Below are 17,246 nucleotides of genomic sequence, written 5' to 3'. Positions count from 1 at the left end.
CCTCAGGCCGGAATGGCGACTTTGTCGAGGATCCGGTCCAGCACCTGATCGGCACTGACGCCGTCGGCCACCGCGTCGTAGCTCAGTTGCAGGCGATGCCGCAACACCGGATGCACCACGGCGCGTACGTTGTCCGGCGAAACGAAATCCTGGCCCTGCAACCACGCATCGGCGCGGGCGCAGCGATCCAGGCCAATGCCGCCTCGCGGGCTGGCGCCGATGGCGATCCAGCGGGCGAGGTCTTCGTCGTAGTCCGCCGGATGGCGGGTGGCGTTGATCAGGTCGATCAGATAGCGGTCGATGGCGGGGGAGACGTGCACCGCGCTGACCTCTTTGCGCGCGGCGAAGATCACGTCCTGCGCCAGCTCGAAACCCTTGGTTGGCGCGGTGTTGGCGCCTTGGGCAAACTCCTCGGCGCGCAACAGTCGCAGCACCTGGCTTTCGTTTTCGGCGCTGGGGTAATCGAGCAGGACTTTCATCAGAAACCGGTCCATCTGCGCTTCAGGCAGCGGGTAGGTGCCTTCCTGCTCGATCGGGTTCTGAGTGGCGACCACAATGAACAACTCCGGCAGCGCATGGCTGTTGCCGGCCACGGTGATCTGCCGTTCTTCCATGGCTTCGAGCAACGCGGCCTGCACCTTGGCCGGCGCGCGGTTGATCTCGTCGGCCAGAATCAAATTGCCGAACAGCGGGCCGGGCTGGAAGCGGATCTCGTTCTTGCCCTCGACCTGATGCAGCACCTCGGCACCGGTGATGTCCGAGGGCAGCAGGTCGGGGGTGAACTGGATGCGGCTCATCTTCGCGTCCAAGTGTTTGGCCAGCGCCTTGACCGTGCGGGTCTTGGCCAGCCCCGGCAGGCTTTCCAGCAGCAGATGCCCGTTGGCCAACAGGCCGAGCAGGATCTGCCGGATCACCTGATCCTGGCCGAGCACCGCTTCGGCGATGCTGGCTTGCAGGGCGTTGAGGTCGGTCAGTGCAGTCATGTAGCTTCCCTTCTCGACACGTGAGGATCGAATGGCCGGCTATAAAGGAGGCCGGCCGCGGTCTAGAAAAACGCCAGGGTCAGGTTGACGGCGACGCCGTTGCCTTCAGGCCGGTTCTTGGTGTCGAACTCCGGCACCCAGCGCGCGCTGACGCTGGCCTGCGCATCGGCGAACTTGCCGCTCCAGCCGACAGTCGGGCCGGCGCCCACCGAGCGCCCGCGAAAGCCGTTGAGGGTGTCGGCGGTGTCGCCCTTGTCGTCGCTGATCTGCTGGACGTAACCGGCGACCAGCCCGGCGTTCCAGCCGTTGCCGAAACCGTGGGTCCACAAGGCTTCAAGGGTGAAGATGTCGCCGGTGCGGTAATCGGTGGCCTTGTTCTCGGTGTAGAACTGCAGGTTGCCGGAGAGGGTGAATTCGCCACCCTTGCCGTCCAGGTGAGAGAACGCCACGGTGGGCATGAACGTGTAGTTGTTCTGCCCGGCGTTGGCCAGACGATCATCGTTATAGGCGCCGGTCGGCACGTAGATCGGCAGCGAAAACGCGATGTGGTTGAGCTCGTCGAAGTGGTAACCGGCGGCAATCGGCGTGATCAGCGCATCGGCGAACTGTGTGCCGGAATCGCTGGTGCCGAGGGTGCGACCGCGCGGGCCGGTGACGGCGGCATCGATGTCGGTGTACTGCACCGGAACACCGATGGCCGAGGCGTAATTCCATTGGCCTTTGCCGGTGTCCCAGACGTGAGTGAGGTTGGCCATGGTGTAGGAGACTTTCATCTTGATCCCGGCGCTGACCTCACCGGAAATCGGCGCGCCGCCACTGCCCTTGATCTCGCCGTCGTACCAGATGCTGGTCACGGACATCACCCAGCCCGGCGCCGGCGGAACCACGCCGGCACTGGAGAAAACCTGCTGGCCGGTGATCGGCCGACCGACGCCACCTTCAGCCGCGTACACCAGCGGACTGCCGATCATGCACAGCGCCAGCAACGGGCGGACAACGCAAGGCTTGACCATGAAGCACTCCGTTTATGGTTTTGAATGGACCGGGTCGAGCAACGTTGATCTGCTCTGGTCGTCATACTGGGTCAGTGACCAGGAGGGAGCGGTCCTGGGCTGGACGCACTCGGTGATGGCTTTGGCGTTGTCCGTGCTGGCGGTGAAATCCTGAGCACCGACGCCGCAGCTGACGAACATGCTCATCACGCCGTAACCGGCGGCTTTGATCAGCGTTTTCGAACGGCCGCTGAAGACTGACGTCAGCACGCTCGCCGACCACAAGACGTTGATCCTGTTGTGCTTGGACATGATTCCCCGGTTCCCTGGTGGCTCAGTGGACGACTCGGCACTCTCTAGGCCGTTACGACGTAATCCCTTTCTTATCAAGCCTGTAGGACATGTCTGTTGACGCTAGCAGTTAATCGGGGGTTAGCCAGTCTAAGGGGTTAATTCTTTGGTTTTGTGCGCAGGATCACGTTGCTTTGTGCACGAAAGTGATCCTGCGCAAATTTTCGTTATTCAGTGTTTCTTGGCTTGTTCGCGGATGCGTTCTTCCTGCTCACGCAGTTCCGGGGTGAACTCGGCGCCGAAGTCTTCCGGGCTGAACACCTGGCGAATCTCGATTTCCGATTCAGTGCCCGGCATGGGATTCGGGCAACGCTTGACCCATTCGATGGCTTCTTCTTTCGACTTAACGTCCCAGATCCAGTAACCGGCGATCAGCTCCTTGGTCTCGGCGAACGGGCCGTCAATCACGCTGCGGTTTTCGCCGCTGAAGCGCACACGGGCGCCTTTGCTGCTCGGGTGCAGGCCGTCGGCAGAAACCAGGATGCCGGCCTTGGCCAACTGTTCGTTGTAGTTGCCCATGTCGGTCAGCAATTGCTCGCTGGGCATCACGCCGGCTTCGGAGTCGTGGCTGGCTTTGACAATGATCATGAAGCGCATGGTGTTTCTCCGCAGATAGGTGAGGGATTCATGGCTTAGTCGAACGGCCGGGGTCTGAATCGACAGGTCGTTAAAGAAAAGATGCAGACTCGCGTTTTAACAAGCATCACCCTCTTTGAGAGCAGGAATGTGGGGAGACTGGAGAATGTGTATCCAGTTTCAGGTGCCAGCACATGACAATTTCGGTTCAGGCATAGGTCGTCGGACAATTTCGTGGTTAACTTCCGCCTCTTGCATGCTTTCCCAACAACGTTAAGAAGGACTCCGTTCATGGCTCAAGTCACTCTCAAAGGCAACCCGGTTCAAGTCAACGGCCAACTGCCACAAGCCGGTTCCAAGGCGCCAGCCTTTTCCCTGGTAGCCGGCAATCTGTCCGACGTCACCCTGAAAGACTTCGCCGGCAAGCGCAAAGTGCTGAACATCTTCCCAAGCGTCGACACCCCGACCTGCGCCACCTCCGTGCGCAAGTTCAACGCTCAGGCCAACGACATCAGCAACACTGTTGTGCTGTGCATCTCGGCTGACCTGCCATTCGCCCAGGCTCGCTTCTGCGGCGCCGAAGGCTTGGAAAACGTACAAAACCTGTCGACCCTGCGCGGCGCCGAGTTCATCGAGAACTACGGTGTGGCCATCGCTGACGGCCCGCTGAAAGGCCTGACTGCCCGTGCGGTGGTTGTACTGGACGAAAACGACAACGTCCTGCACAGCGAACTGGTCAAGGAAATTGCGGAAGAGCCTAACTACGATGCGGCACTTGCTGTATTGAAATAAGTGTTCTGAAACAAGCGCTTTACAATTGTTAACGGCCTGGCCCTGTCCAGGCCGTTTTCATTTGTGTATCAGTGTTTTGCCTCACACCTTGAAACGTAAGTGGAAGGTAAATTGCCGGTAAAGCTGCTTTGCTAAATCCCCACCAGTGCTTATCGTTCAGCCTCCCGTAAAAGAAGCCCACGCGCCCAATGGTTAATCACTCCATGCAATCCTCCTCACGTAACTCCCGTCGCTGGCTGTTGAGCCTGCTTGTCCTGCTGGTCATTGCCGGTCTGTGCTGGAAATTCTGGCCCGCCGCTTCGACCCACAAGGAGGGCGGCGAGAAGGCGCAGGCCGGTCACACCGGTCGTTCGGGGATGATGCGTCCGGGCTTTGGCGGGGCGGGCGGGCCGATTCCGGTGCGCGTGGCGCCGGCAGTCACCGGGGACTTCCCGCTGTACTACAAGGCGCTGGGCACGGTGACGGCGCTCAACACCATCAATGTGCGCAGTCGGGTCGGCGGCGAGCTGGTGAAGATCTATTTCGAGGAAGGGCAGATGGTCAAGGCCGGCGACCTGCTGGCGGAGATCGACCCGCGCCCGTACCAGAACGCCTTGCTCCAGGCTGAAGGCACCTTGCTGCAGAATCAGGCGCAGTTGAAGAATGCCCAGGTCGATGTGGAGCGTTATCGCGGTCTTTACAAGGAAGACAGCATCGCCAAGCAGACGCTGGACACCGCTGAAGCGCTGGTCGGCCAATACCTCGGCACCGTGAAAACCAATCAGGCGGCGGTCAACGACGCCAAGCTCAATCTCGAATTCACCAAGATCCGCGCACCGATTGCCGGTCGCGTCGGCCTGCGTCAGCTCGACGTTGGCAACCTCGTAGCGGCCAACGACACCACGTTCCTCGCAGTCATCACCCAGACCCAGCCGATCAGCGTCGCCTTCACCTTGCCGGAAAACAGCCTGGAAACCGTACTCGCCCGCTACCGCAGCGGCGCCAAACTGCCGGCCGAGGCCTGGGATCGTGGCGACACCAAACTGCAAGCCACCGGTGTACTGCAAAGCCTCGACAACCAGATCGACGTGACCACCGGCACCCTGAAATTCAAGGCGCGATACGAGAACCGCGATCAGTCGCTGTTCCCCAACCAGTTCGTCAACGTTCATTTGCTGGCTGACACCCTGAAAGGTGTGGTGCTGGCTCCGTCGGCCGCCATTCAGTTCGGCACCAACGGCACCTTTGTCTACGCGCTGGACGGCGACAAGAAAGTCACCATCCGCCAATTGAAGATCGGCGCCAGCGATGGTGAAAACACCGTGATCACCGAAGGCCTGGCCGCCGGCGACCGCGTGGTGCTGGAAGGCACTGACCGTCTGAAGGAAGGCAGCGAAGTGGAAGTGGTCAACGACAGCAAGGATGTGCCGACCACCCCGACCGAACACCTGCAAGGCAAGTCCGCCGCCACCGCGCCTGACGCCACCGTCACTGACAAGGCCAAGAAGGGCGCATGAACATTTCGCGTCTGTTCATCCTCCGCCCGGTCGCCACCACGCTGAGCATGCTGGCCATCGTTCTGGCCGGTCTGATCGCTTATCGCCTGCTGCCGGTCTCGGCCTTGCCGCAGGTCGATTACCCGACCATCCGGGTCATGACCCTGTATCCGGGCGCCAGTCCGGACGTGATGACCAGCGCCGTCACCGCGCCGCTGGAACGTCAGTTCGGGCAGATGCCGGGCCTCACGCAAATGGCCTCGACCAGTTCCGGCGGCGCGTCGGTGCTGACCCTGCGTTTCAGCCTCGACATCAACATGGACGTCGCCGAACAGCAGGTGCAGGCCGCGATCAACGCTGCGACCAACCTGTTGCCGACCGACTTGCCGGCGCCACCGGTGTACAACAAGGTCAACCCGGCGGACACCCCGGTGCTGACCCTGGCCATCACCTCGAAAACCATGCTGCTGCCCAAACTCAATGACCTGGTCGATACGCGCATGGCGCAGAAGATCGCCCAGATCAGCGGCGTCGGCATGGTCAGCATTGCCGGCGGCCAGCGTCAGGCGGTGCGGATCAAGGTCAACCCGGAGGCGCTTGCGGCCAACGGCCTGAACCTGTCGGACGTGCGCACGCTGATCAGCGCGTCCAACGTCAACCAGCCCAAGGGTAACTTTGACGGCCCGACCCGGGTGTCGATGCTCGACGCCAACGACCAGCTGACCTCGCCCAAGGATTACGCCAACCTGATCCTGGCCTACGCTAACGGCGCGCCGCTGCGGCTCAAGGATGTCGCACAGATCGTCGACGGCGCCGAGAACGAGCGTCTGGCGGCGTGGGCCAACCAGAATCAGGCCGTGCTGCTGAACATCCAGCGTCAGCCGGGCGCCAACGTGATAGAGGTGGTCGACCGGATCAAGGCACTGCTGCCGAGCATCACCGACAACCTGCCGGCCGGTCTCGACGTGGTCGTGCTGACCGACCGCACCCAGACCATTCGTGCCTCGGTCACCGACGTGCAACATGAACTGCTGATCGCCATCGCTCTGGTGGTGATGGTGACGTTCCTGTTCCTGCGGCGTGCCAGTGCGACGATCATTCCGTCGGTGGCCGTGCCGCTGTCGCTAATCGGTACGTTTGGCGTGATGTACCTTGCTGGCTTCTCGGTCAACAACCTGACGCTGATGGCATTGACCATCGCCACCGGTTTCGTGGTCGACGATGCGATCGTGATGCTGGAAAACATCGCGCGTTTCATCGAGGAGGGCGACAGCCCGATGCAGGCGGCGCTCAAGGGCGCGAAGCAGATCGGATTCACCCTGATTTCCCTGACCCTGTCGCTGATCGCGGTACTGATTCCGCTGCTGTTCATGGCTGACGTGGTAGGGCGGTTGTTCCGCGAATTCGCCATCACCCTGGCAGTGGCGATCCTGATTTCCCTGGTGGTCTCGCTGACCCTGACGCCGATGATGTGCGCGCGTCTGCTCAAACGTGAGCCTGAGCCACATGAACAGGGCCGTTTCTACCGCGCCAGTGGCGCGTTCATCGACTGGATGATCGCCGCTTACGGGCGTAAGTTGCAGTGGGTGCTCAAGCACCAGCCGCTGACCCTGCTGGTGGCTATCGGCACACTGGCCCTGACCGTGTTCCTTTATATGGTGGTGCCCAAGGGCTTCTTCCCGGTGCAGGACACCGGGGTGATCCAGGGCATTTCCGAAGCACCGCAGTCGATTTCCTTCGCCGCCATGGGCGAGCGCCAGCAGGCGCTGGCCAAGGTGATTCTCGAAGATCCGGCGGTCGAAAGCCTTTCGTCTTACATCGGTGTCGACGGTGACAACGCCACGCTCAACAGCGGCCGGTTGCTGATCAACCTCAAGCCCCATGGCCAGCGTGATCTGACGGCGACCGAAGTGATTGCCCGCCTGCAACCGCAACTGGACAAGCTTGTCGGCATCCGCCTGTTCATGCAGCCGGTGCAGGACCTGACCATCGAAGACCGCGTCAGCCGTACGCAGTACCAGTTCAGCATGTCGTCGCCGGATTCCGAATTGCTCAGCCTGTGGAGCGGCCGTCTGGTCGAGGCCCTGGCCCAGCGTCCGGAACTGACCGACGTCGCCAGCGACTTGCAGGACAAAGGCTTGCAGGTGTTCCTGGTGATCGACCGCGACGCCGCTTCAAGGCTGGGTGTGTCGGTGTCGAACATCACTGATGCGCTGTACGACGCGTTCGGTCAGCGACAGATCTCGACCATCTACACCCAGGCCAGCCAGTACCGCGTGGTGCTGCAGGCTCAGGCCGGGGAGAAGATCGGTCCGCAGGCGCTGGATCAGATTCACGTCAAGACCACCGATGGCGGGCAGGTGCGGTTGTCGAGTCTGGCCCACGTCGAGGAACGGCAGGCACAACTGGCGATCACCCACATCGGCCAGTTCCCGGCGGTGATGATGTCGTTCAACCTCGCGCCCGGCGTGGCGCTGGGGCATGCGGTGGACATCATCGAGCAGGTGCAAAAGGACATCGGCATGCCAATCGGCGTGCAGACCCAGTTCCAGGGCGCGGCCGAAGCGTTCCAGGCATCGTTGTCGAGCACCTTGCTGCTGATTCTGGCGGCGGTGGTGACCATGTACATCGTGCTCGGCGTGCTTTACGAGAGCTATATTCACCCGATCACCATCCTCTCGACCTTGCCGTCGGCGGCGGTCGGGGCGTTGCTGGCGTTGCTGCTCAGTGGCAATGACCTGGGGATGATCGCGATCATCGGCATCATCCTGCTGATCGGTATCGTGAAGAAGAACGCGATCATGATGATCGACTTCGCCCTCGACGCCGAACGCACTCAGGGTATGGCGCCGGAGCAGGCGATTTATCAGGCGGCGCTGTTGCGCTTCCGGCCGATTCTGATGACCACGCTGGCTGCGCTGTTTGGTGCGGTGCCGTTGATGCTGGCTACCGGTTCCGGCGCTGAATTGCGTCAACCACTGGGTCTGGTGATGGTCGGCGGGTTGCTGGTGAGTCAGGTGCTGACGCTGTTCACCACGCCGGTGATCTACCTGTACTTCGATCGTCTCGGCCGGCGCTGGGGCCGTGCTCCTTCGGCCGTGGAGCCGGTGGAACAGCCATGAACCTGTCCGGTCCTTTCATCAAGCGCCCGGTGGCGACCATGCTCCTGAGCCTGGCGATCATGCTGCTGGGCGGTGTGAGCTTCGGTCTGCTGCCGGTGTCGCCGCTGCCGCAAATGGACTTCCCGGTGATCGTGGTGCAGGCGAGCCTGCCCGGCGCCAGTCCGGAAGTCATGGCGTCCACCGTAGCCACGCCTCTGGAGCGCTCGTTCGGCGCCATCGCCGGCGTCAACACCATGAGCAGCCGCTCCAGCCAGGGCTCGACCCGGGTGATTCTGCAATTCGATCTCGACCGCGACATCAACGGCGCGGCGCGGGAAGTGCAGGCGGCGATCAACGCCTCTCGCAATCTGCTGCCGAGCGGGATGCGCAGCATGCCGACCTACAAGAAGGTCAACCCGTCGCAGGCACCGATCATGGTGCTGTCGCTGACTTCGGATGTGCTGGAAAAAGGCCAGCTCTATGACCTGGCGTCGACCATACTGTCCCAGAGCCTGTCCCAGGTGCAGGGCGTCGGCGAAGTGCAGATCGGCGGCAGCTCGTTGCCAGCGGTGCGCATTGAACTCGAACCCCAGGCGCTGAACCAGTACGGCGTGGCGCTCGACGATGTGCGCAAGACCATCGCCGAAGCCAACGTGCGCCGGCCAAAGGGTTCGGTCGAGGACGACCAGCGTCTGTGGCAGATCCAGGCCAACGACCAGTTGGAGAAGGCCAAGGATTACGAATCGCTGATCATCCACTACAACGGCGGCGCGGCCCTGCGCCTGAAAGACGTGGCCAAGGTCAGCGACGGCGTGGAAGACCGCTACAACAGCGGTTTCTTCAACGATGACGCCGCGGTGCTGCTGGTGATCAACCGCCAGGCCGGCGCCAACATCATCGAGACGGTCAACGAGATCAAGGCGCAGTTGCCGGCGTTGCAGGCGGTGCTGCCGGCCAGCGTCAAACTGAACCTGGCCATGGACCGTTCGCCGGTGATCAAGGCCACTTTGCACGAAGCGGAAATGACCCTGCTGATCGCCGTGGCGCTGGTGATTCTGGTGGTGTTCCTGTTCCTCGGTAACTTCCGCGCGTCCCTGATTCCGACGCTGGCGGTGCCGGTGTCGCTGGTCGGCACCTTTGCGGTGATGTACCTCTACGGCTTCTCGCTGAACAACCTGTCGCTGATGGCGCTGATTCTCGCCACCGGGCTGGTGGTGGACGACGCCATCGTGGTGCTGGAGAACATTTCCCGGCACATCGACGAAGGCGTCAAACCGATGAAGGCCGCGTACCTCGGGGCCAAGGAAGTCGGGTTTACTTTGCTGTCGATGAACGTCTCGCTGGTGGCGGTGTTCCTGTCGATCCTGTTCATGGGCGGGATCATCGAAAGTCTGTTCCGCGAGTTTTCCATCACCCTGGCCGCGGCCATCGTGGTGTCGCTGGTGGTTTCCCTGACGCTGACCCCGATGCTCTGCGCCCGCTGGCTCAAACCTCATACACCGGGCGAGGAAAACCGCCTGCAACGCTGGAGCCGCCGCACCAACGACTGGATGGTCGGCAAGTACGCCACCAGCCTCGACTGGGTGTTGCGCCACCGTCGCCTGACGTTGCTGAGCCTGATCATCACCGTCGGGGTAAACGTCGCTCTCTATGTGGTGGTGCCGAAAACCTTCATGCCGCAGCAGGACACCGGCCAGTTGATCGGTTTTGTGCGCGGTGACGACGGTCTGTCGTTCAGCGTGATGCAGCCGAAAATGGAGATTTTCCGCCGCGCCGTGCTCAAGGACGAAGCGGTCGAGAGTGTCGCCGGGTTCATCGGTGGCACCAACGGCACCAACAACGCGTTCATGCTGGTACGCCTGAAACCGATCAAGGAGCGCAATCTGTCGGCGCAGAAAGTCATCGAGCGCCTGCGCAAGGAAATGCCCAAGGTGGCCGGTGCGCAGTTGATGCTGATGGCCGACCAGGACCTGCAATTCGGCGGAGGTCGCGAGCAGACCACTTCGCAGTACAGCTACATTCTGCAAAGTGGTGATCTGGGCGCCTTGCGCGAGTGGTACCCGAAAGTGGTCACCGCGCTGCGGGCCTTGCCCGAGCTGACCGCGATCGACGCCCGCGAAGGGGCGGGTGCGCAACAGGTGACACTGATCGTCGACCGCGATCAGGCCAAACGCCTGGGCGTGGACATGGAAATGGTCACGGCGGTGCTCAACAACGCTTACAGCCAGCGGCAGATTTCCACGATCTACGACAGCCTCAACCAGTATCAGGTGGTGATGGAGGTCAATCCGAAATACGCCCAGGATCCGGTGACGCTCAAGCAGGTTCAGGTGATCACGGCTGACGGTGCGCGGATTCCGTTGTCGACCTTCGCTCATTATGAAAACAGCCTGGAAGACGACCGGGTCAGCCACGAAGGCCAGTTCGCCTCCGAGAGCATTTCCTTCGACATGGCCGAAGGTGTGACGGTGGAGCAGGGCAGCGCCGCCATCGAGCGGGCGATTGCCAAACTTGGCCTGCCGGAAGACGTGATCGTGAAAATGGCCGGCACCGCCGATGCGTTCGCCGCCACCCAGAAGAGCCAGCCGTTCATGATCCTTGGCGCGCTGCTGGCGGTGTATCTGGTGCTGGGCGTGCTGTATGAAAGCTACATTCACCCGCTGACGATCCTGTCGACGCTGCCGTCGGCCGGGGTCGGCGCGTTGCTGTCGATCTACGTGCTGGGCGGCGAGTTCAGCCTGATCTCGCTGCTCGGATTGTTCCTGCTGATCGGCGTGGTGAAGAAGAACGCGATCCTGATGATCGACCTGGCGCTGCAACTTGAACGTCATCAAGGCATGGCGCCGCTGGAATCGATCCGCAGCGCCTGTCTGCAACGCTTGCGGCCGATCCTGATGACCACGCTGGCGGCGATCCTTGGCGCCTTGCCGTTGCTGCTGAGCCGGGCCGAAGGCGCGGAAATGCGCCAGCCGCTGGGCCTGACCATCATCGGCGGGCTGGTTTTCAGCCAGGTGCTGACCCTTTACACCACGCCTGTGGTTTACCTCTATCTCGACAAGCTGCGCCATCGTTTCAACAAATGGCGTGGCGTGCGCACCGATGCCGCTCTGGAAACTCCGCTATGACTGACCGTTCGCTTATCAATCTGGCTACCGTTCGCGGCTCGCGTCTGCTGAGCCTGTCGCTGTGCGTGGCGATGCTCAGTGCCTGCGCCGTCGGCCCGGACTACCAGCGCCCGCAGACCGCCGAAATCGCCCAGTACAAGGAAGCCGAAGGCTGGCGTCAGGCCAACCCGAGCGATTCCCTGGCGCGCGGTGCCTGGTGGGAGCTGTATGGCGACCGCCAGCTCAACGAGCTGATCGAGAAACTCAACAGTTCCAACCAGACCGTCGCCCAGTCCGAAGCACAGTACCGTCAGGCCCAGGCCTTGGTGCGCAGCGCGCGCGGAGCGTTTTATCCGAGCGTCGATCTGAGCGCCGGCAAGACTCGCTCCAGCCAAGGCACAGGCAGCAGCAGTTCGAGCCTGAGCAGTTCCTCCAGCGGTATCCGTGACACTTACAACGCGCAGCTGGGCGTGAGTTGGGAAGCGGATGTCTGGGGCAAGTTGCGCCGTGGCCTGGAAGCCAATGAGGCCAGCGCTCAGGCGAGCTACGCCGATCTGGCGGCAATGCGTTTGAGCCAGCAATCGGAGCTGGTGCAGAACTACCTGCAATTGCGGGTCATCGATCAGCAGAAACGTTTGCTCGAATCGACAGTGGCCGCTTACGAGCGCTCGCTGAAAATGACCATGAACCAGTACAACGCCGGGGTTTCCGGGCGGGACGCGGTGGCGCAGGCGCAGACCCAGCTGAAAACCACCCAAGGCGATCTGGTGGACCTGATCTGGCAACGGGCGCAGTTCGAAAACGCCATCGCGGTGTTGACCGGTCAGCCGCCTGCCGAATTCAATATTGCCGAGACTCAGGACATTCCCAAGCTCCCGCAGATCCCGCTGAGCCTGCCGTCGCAGTTGCTCGAGCGCCGCCCGGACATCGCCTCGGCCGAGCGTTCGGTGATCGCCGCCAACGCCAACATCGGCGTGGCCAAGGCTGCGTACTACCCGGACTTCAGCCTGAGCATGAGCGGCGGCTACAGCAGCAGTACCTCACAGAACCTGATCAGCCTGCCGAACCGCTTCTGGTCGGTCGGGCCGAAAATGACCCTGCCGCTGTTCGACGGCGGCATCCGCTCCGCTGAGGTCGATCGCACCGAAGCGGTGTACGACCAGACCGTGGCCAAATACCGCCAGACCGTGCTCGATGGCTTCCGCGAAGTGGAAAACTATCTGGTGCAGTTGAAGGTGTACGAAGACGAAGCGGCCGTGCGCCAGGAAGCCCTTGATGCAGCACGGGATTCGTTGCGCCTGACCGAAAACCAGTACAAGGCCGGAGTGATTGCTTATCTCGATGTGGTGGTGGTTCAGGCGACGGCGCTGAGCAATGAACGCACTGTCCTGAATATCCTGCAGAGCCGTTTGATCGCCAGTGTGCAGTTGATCGCGGCGTTGGGCGGTGGTTGGGACGGGCAGCTGGAAACCCCGGCGAATAGCGTGCAGTGATCTGACCTCCCTCAGGGCTGTTATCAGGATGTAGCAGGCACCCTGCCTTTTGCGGTAGACCATTGAAGATTGGTCTACCGCTGCTTGGGTTACTCCTCTGACCTTGAGGTTTACTCTGGCAAAGGTGCTTGAATAATCGACATGTCCTGATCTTGCTCCTCGATTCCCATCGCACCCATCGATCCCGTATCCGGTATCGCAGGCACTTTATAAAAACCCAGCCCATAGTCTTTGCTTGAGTTAATGTCCGCGGTATAAAAAGTTTTCGACGTGTCATTGTAAACTTCGCCCGCAGCGGCGCCTGTCCAGGCTTCGGGATGCTGAGGTTGATCCCATTTGATCCATGGGTATGAATAGCACCGTTGCAATACTGCACGTAAGTTGGCGGTCAGCCCAAAATGTCCATTCTGATTGATCCAAGCCGAATATTTCGGGTAAGTCCACGGGTATCCGCCATGGAAGACACGGAGTGCATGGATATTCTCAGCATGCGCGGAGTATCTGACTTCACTGCCAACCTTGTCACGTATGACGATCTCGCCTGTACCATTCCACACGGCAGTCACCTTGCCATCAGCCGCTGCTTGAAACGCATTGGAGGTTGATTCGAACGTGTACGGTTCAACACCACCAACCGGGAGTCGTGTTGCGGTGGTATCAATTGCGTCAACACCATTCGGTGTCCCTAGGTAAGAGCCTACGACCTTTAACCCCTTCAGCCGAAGTAGTGAAGTGTCAACGGACAGCGGTACAAAGGCTTCGACAATTGCCGATGCGATTCTGGAAGTCCCCTGCGAAACGTTATTTCTGAACAACTCGTAGGTCATCAGTGCAGTACTTTTGGGGATGACTTTCTCGTTTGGAATCTTGAGTACGCAGGCCTTTTTCTGCCCCAGTTCATCCTCTTCCACAACGCCAGTTGCATCGGTTATTTCATCCGGCACGCCATCTAATCGGGTGATGTATTTCGCTTTGATTGTGTCACCCGCCTCAAAACGTTGGTGTTGCGTCAAAATGATCAGAGATAGCGGGTTGGCTCCCAGTTTCTTCAAACTGATGGTGGTTTTGTCATCGCTCGTATCACTGGGGATTTCTCGAGGGATAGGCGCTGCCAGCAGTGTGCCCGCCTGATCTACAACTACTTTCTCGACGGCTGACCATGGTGCATCAGAATCCGGACCATTTTTGAGTTGATCATTTACCGTAAAGGAAAACATGAACTCAGGATCGTCTTTCAAATCGGCGCTGGTGACTTTGAAGCAGATCCGGGTGGGAGTGGCTGAACCATGAGCGGGTGGAGGCGGGGCCTGATTTTCAGTGACCGTGTGAAATACATCATGGCCATTACAATTGAGCCGAATACGGTCATGCGCACGGCACCATGCATATTCCACACACACGATGGCTCCGGTGAATCCCGGACCGACACCGTCCGTGATTTCTTTCGGCAGCAGCAGCTTCAAAGAAGAATTTGCACCGTCGCCGGGTGTGACGTCCTGTTTACCGGGTCCCTCCTTGTTATAAATGATTTCTACAGGTGGCTCAGAGGTTCCCTGGTTTGAACTGCCGCGCATCACGGTGTAGGTCAATCGATTGACGATGCCTGGAATTAGCAGGCCATGGAGAATGTAAAGCTTGACCGAATCACTGGTTCCCTGAGTCGTGGCACGGGCGATATTGGTCTGGCCGTTCAGGTTTAAACGAACTTCGTCACCTTGCTGTTGCCCCCAAAACGCGTCAACCACTACCTCACAGCCCTTGGGCATCAAATCGTAGATAGCCCGGAGTACACCGTAGTGAGCCCCGATTATGGGAGCGGTCGCAAGTGAAATACGTGCCGGATACAGTACCAACGTGGATTGCGAAGGGGGCGTTGAGCTAGGCATGGACTGATCCCTCTGTGGGCGAGTAATGGGCCGATGAGTTATCAGATATCCAGTGACGACCGCGCACAACTGTCAGAACTTACAGGTAGCAGGGCCATTCCGATAAACGGTCTTAACTTCGGGGGGCTTCCATCAGAATAAAAACGCACACGGCACGTACTTCCGAGCCTGCTCGGTGCTTTCCTTAAATGCTCGAGTTCTGCTGCTCACACCGGAAAGATGTTCAATCCCGATTGCCGTGCCAGAGCCTTGTAAGACGATCAAACAAGCGTTTCATCGGGTTGATGGCCATTTGATTACTTTGTCAGTGCGTTCTTTTGTGCAATCAGTACAATCGGCGCATTTGGCCCCGCTGAGAACGGACGCAGTACGGCGGGGTGGTCACGAGAATTCTCATGCTCATCGGTAGCTATTCCTTCACGCTGGTTTTCATTTCGCTGTGTGTGGCGATCCTCGCTTCCTACACCGCGCTCGATCTCACCGGGCGCATTGCCACCGCCAAGGGCCGTGCCGTGCATTTATGGACGGCCGGCGGCGCGTTTGCCATGGGCATCGGCGTCTGGTCGATGCACTTCATTGGCATGCTGGCGTTCAAGTTGCCGATCAGTCTCGGTTACGACATTTCAATCACGGCGCTCTCATTGCTGATCGCCGTGCTGTCCTGCGGTTTTGCCCTGTGGCTGGTCAGCCAGCCGAAACTGCCGGCCTGGCAACTGGCCTTTGGCGCGTTGATCATGGGCGCCGGCATCAGCGCCATGCACTACACCGGCATGGCCGCGATGCGCATGCAGCCGGGCATCGACTACGATCCGACACTGTTCGGCGCCTCGCTGTTGATCGCCGTCGGCGCGTCGGCGGCAGCGTTGTGGATCGCCTTTCGTCTGCGTCAGCAGTCGCCTTACGTGCGGTTGTTCCGTGCCGGGGCGGCGATTGTCATGGGCGTGGCGATTGTCGGCATGCACTACACCGGCATGGCGGCGGCGCGGTTTCCCGATGGCAGCTTTTGCGGTGCGGCACTCAGCGGCCTGAACGGCAACGGCCTCGACAATCTGGTGCTGATCACCACGCTGGCGGTGCTGGCCATCGCGCTGCTGACCTCGATTCTCGACGCGCGCCTCGAAGCCCGCACGGCTGATCTGGCCCATTCGTTGACCGTGGCCAACCGCGAACTCACCCAACTGGCCCTGCACGACACCCTGACCGGCCTGCCGAACCGCATGCTGCTGGACGACCGGATCAATCAGGCGATGAAAAAGGTCAACGAGCAGGGCGGCTGTTTTGCGCTGATGTTCATCGATCTGGACGGCTTCAAACCGGTCAACGACGCTTTCGGTCACCACATGGGCGACCTGTTACTGCGCGAAGTGGGAATACGTCTGCGTGAAGATTTGCGCAGTCTCGACACGCTGGCGCGGATCGGCGGCGATGAGTTTGTCCTGCTGGTGCGCCTGACCGAGCCCAACGATGCGCTGGGCCTGGCGGCGCGTCAGGTCGGCCTGATCGCGCAGTCGTTCCGGGTCGCCGAACATGAGCTGCAGATTTCCGCCAGCGTCGGCATCGCCCTGTACCCGGGCAACGGCCAGAGCGCCCAGGAACTGCTGATGAACGCCGACGCCGCGATGTACCACGCCAAGGGCGGCGGCAAGAACGGCTACAGCTTCTTCGACGCCTCGATGAACAGCAACGCCCGCAAGCAGCTGCAATTGCTGCAGGACTTGCGGGCGGCGCTTGAGCACGGCGAGTTCAGCCTGCATTACCAACCCAAATTCCATGCGGCCGATGGTCGTCCGGTCGGTGCCGAGGCGCTGTTGCGCTGGGAACACCCGACCCACGGCATGCTGATGCCGGACAAGTTCATCGATCTGGCGGAGAAGACCGGGCTGATCATTCCGATTGGCGAGTGGGTGCTCAACGAAGCCTGCCGGCAGATGCGCGAGTGGTATGTGCTGGGCTACACCGACTGGCGGATCGCGGTGAACCTGTCGGCGTTGCAGTTCTGCCATACAGGGCTGGTGCGCAGCGTCGCCAAAGCCCTGGCGACTCACCATCTGCCGGCCAACAGCCTGACCCTGGAAATCACCGAAACTACCGCCATGAGCGACGCCGACGCGAGCATGACGGTGTTGCAGGAGCTGTCCGACATGGGCGTCGACCTGTCCATCGACGACTTCGGCACCGGTTATTCGAGCCTGATGTACCTCAAGCGTCTGCCGGCCAACGAGCTGAAGATCGATCGCGGTTTTGTCCGCGATCTGGAGCACGACAGCGATGACGCGGCCATCGTCTCGGCGATCGTCGCCCTCGGTCAGGCGCTGGGCCTGCGCATCGTGGCTGAAGGTGTGGAGACCGATTCGCAGCAGGATTTCCTGACGCAACTGGGCTGCGATTCGCTGCAAGGTTATCTGCTCGGTCACCCGATGCCGGCGGATCGCTTCCTGCAGGACATCGTGCGCGGCAAACCATTGGCGGTGAGCTGAGCCGCTAATCGCAGGT

Annotated in this window: 11 protein-coding genes; 6 read left to right on the top strand and 5 right to left on the bottom strand. The window is 60.7% G+C overall.

Annotation, left to right across the window (positions count from 1 at the left end; translation table 11 throughout):
• Positions 1-2: 2 nt before the first annotated feature.
• From CAF90_RS04505 to CAF90_RS04490, 4 genes are all read right to left on the bottom strand, one after another.
• On the bottom strand, positions 3-983 hold the full coding sequence (locus CAF90_RS04505; protein ID WP_085604110.1) for a MoxR family ATPase: 981 nt from the start codon (positions 981-983) through the stop codon (positions 3-5).
• Positions 984-1,045: 62 nt separating this feature from the next.
• Positions 1,046-1,996, bottom strand: coding sequence for a transporter (locus tag CAF90_RS04500; RefSeq protein WP_085604107.1), 951 nt, complete (start codon positions 1,994-1,996; stop codon positions 1,046-1,048).
• A gap of 12 nt (positions 1,997-2,008) precedes the next feature.
• Complete coding sequence (locus CAF90_RS29525) at positions 2,009-2,287, bottom strand: hypothetical protein (RefSeq protein ID WP_176240356.1); 279 nt, start codon at positions 2,285-2,287, stop codon at positions 2,009-2,011.
• Between the two features lie 210 nt (positions 2,288-2,497).
• Complete coding sequence (locus tag CAF90_RS04490) at positions 2,498-2,923, bottom strand: YciI family protein (RefSeq protein ID WP_085604104.1); 426 nt, start codon at positions 2,921-2,923, stop codon at positions 2,498-2,500.
• Between the two features lie 270 nt (positions 2,924-3,193).
• Here CAF90_RS04490 and tpx point away from each other — a divergent pair, with 270 nt between their 5' ends.
• From tpx to CAF90_RS04465, 5 genes are all read left to right on the top strand, one after another.
• Positions 3,194-3,694 (top strand): thiol peroxidase, encoded by a 501-nt coding sequence (gene tpx / locus CAF90_RS04485; protein ID WP_034155955.1) that lies wholly within the window; start codon positions 3,194-3,196, stop codon positions 3,692-3,694.
• 188 nt (positions 3,695-3,882) lie between these two features.
• Positions 3,883-5,190: an MdtA/MuxA family multidrug efflux RND transporter periplasmic adaptor subunit gene (locus CAF90_RS04480; protein WP_085604101.1), complete on the top strand. Its 1,308-nt coding sequence runs from the start codon at positions 3,883-3,885 to the stop codon at positions 5,188-5,190.
• Positions 5,187-8,291 carry an MdtB/MuxB family multidrug efflux RND transporter permease subunit gene (locus tag CAF90_RS04475; RefSeq protein ID WP_085604098.1) on the top strand — a complete coding sequence of 1,035 codons (3,105 nt, stop codon included), beginning with the start codon at positions 5,187-5,189 and terminating at the stop codon, positions 8,289-8,291. The genes CAF90_RS04480 and CAF90_RS04475 overlap by 4 nt, the downstream gene beginning before the upstream one ends.
• Complete coding sequence (locus tag CAF90_RS04470) at positions 8,288-11,395, top strand: efflux RND transporter permease subunit (protein ID WP_085604095.1); 3,108 nt, start codon at positions 8,288-8,290, stop codon at positions 11,393-11,395. The genes CAF90_RS04475 and CAF90_RS04470 overlap by 4 nt, the downstream gene beginning before the upstream one ends.
• Entirely contained in the window at positions 11,392-12,867 is a 1,476-nt protein-coding gene (locus CAF90_RS04465; RefSeq protein ID WP_007955050.1) for an efflux transporter outer membrane subunit, read from the top strand. The genes CAF90_RS04470 and CAF90_RS04465 overlap by 4 nt, the downstream gene beginning before the upstream one ends.
• Positions 12,868-12,977: 110 nt before the next feature.
• Here CAF90_RS04465 and CAF90_RS04460 read toward each other — a convergent pair whose 3' ends face one another.
• Positions 12,978-14,753, bottom strand: coding sequence for a hypothetical protein (locus tag CAF90_RS04460; protein WP_085604091.1), 1,776 nt, complete (start codon positions 14,751-14,753; stop codon positions 12,978-12,980).
• 395 nt (positions 14,754-15,148) lie between these two features.
• Here CAF90_RS04460 and CAF90_RS04455 point away from each other — a divergent pair, with 395 nt between their 5' ends.
• Positions 15,149-17,230, top strand: coding sequence for a bifunctional diguanylate cyclase/phosphodiesterase (locus tag CAF90_RS04455; protein WP_085604088.1), 2,082 nt, complete (start codon positions 15,149-15,151; stop codon positions 17,228-17,230).
• Positions 17,231-17,246: the final 16 nt, after the last annotated feature.

It is taken from the genome of Pseudomonas sp. B37(2017), assembly GCF_002112885.1.
GTDB lineage: Bacteria > Pseudomonadota > Gammaproteobacteria > Pseudomonadales > Pseudomonadaceae > Aquipseudomonas > Aquipseudomonas paraglycinae.
Note: the sequence above shows the minus strand (reverse complement) of the source record. Positions and strands in the feature narration are given on the sequence as shown.

What these genes read in the sequence shown, in the direction of transcription:
- CAF90_RS04505 (WP_085604110.1), bottom strand. Translation starts at nt 983, where the DNA reads ATGACTGCACTGACCGACCTCAACGCCCTGCAAGCCAGCATCGCCGAA.
- CAF90_RS04500 (WP_085604107.1), bottom strand. Translation starts at nt 1,996, where the DNA reads ATGGTCAAGCCTTGCGTTGTCCGCCCGTTGCTGGCGCTGTGCATGATC.
- CAF90_RS29525 (WP_176240356.1), bottom strand. Translation starts at nt 2,287, where the DNA reads ATGTCCAAGCACAACAGGATCAACGTCTTGTGGTCGGCGAGCGTGCTG.
- CAF90_RS04490 (WP_085604104.1), bottom strand. Translation starts at nt 2,923, where the DNA reads ATGCGCTTCATGATCATTGTCAAAGCCAGCCACGACTCCGAAGCCGGC.
- tpx (WP_034155955.1), top strand. Translation starts at nt 3,194, where the DNA reads ATGGCTCAAGTCACTCTCAAAGGCAACCCGGTTCAAGTCAACGGCCAA.
- CAF90_RS04480 (WP_085604101.1), top strand. Translation starts at nt 3,883, where the DNA reads ATGGTTAATCACTCCATGCAATCCTCCTCACGTAACTCCCGTCGCTGG.
- CAF90_RS04475 (WP_085604098.1), top strand. Translation starts at nt 5,187, where the DNA reads ATGAACATTTCGCGTCTGTTCATCCTCCGCCCGGTCGCCACCACGCTG.
- CAF90_RS04470 (WP_085604095.1), top strand. Translation starts at nt 8,288, where the DNA reads ATGAACCTGTCCGGTCCTTTCATCAAGCGCCCGGTGGCGACCATGCTC.
- CAF90_RS04465 (WP_007955050.1), top strand. Translation starts at nt 11,392, where the DNA reads ATGACTGACCGTTCGCTTATCAATCTGGCTACCGTTCGCGGCTCGCGT.
- CAF90_RS04460 (WP_085604091.1), bottom strand. Translation starts at nt 14,753, where the DNA reads ATGCCTAGCTCAACGCCCCCTTCGCAATCCACGTTGGTACTGTATCCG.
- CAF90_RS04455 (WP_085604088.1), top strand. Translation starts at nt 15,149, where the DNA reads ATGCTCATCGGTAGCTATTCCTTCACGCTGGTTTTCATTTCGCTGTGT.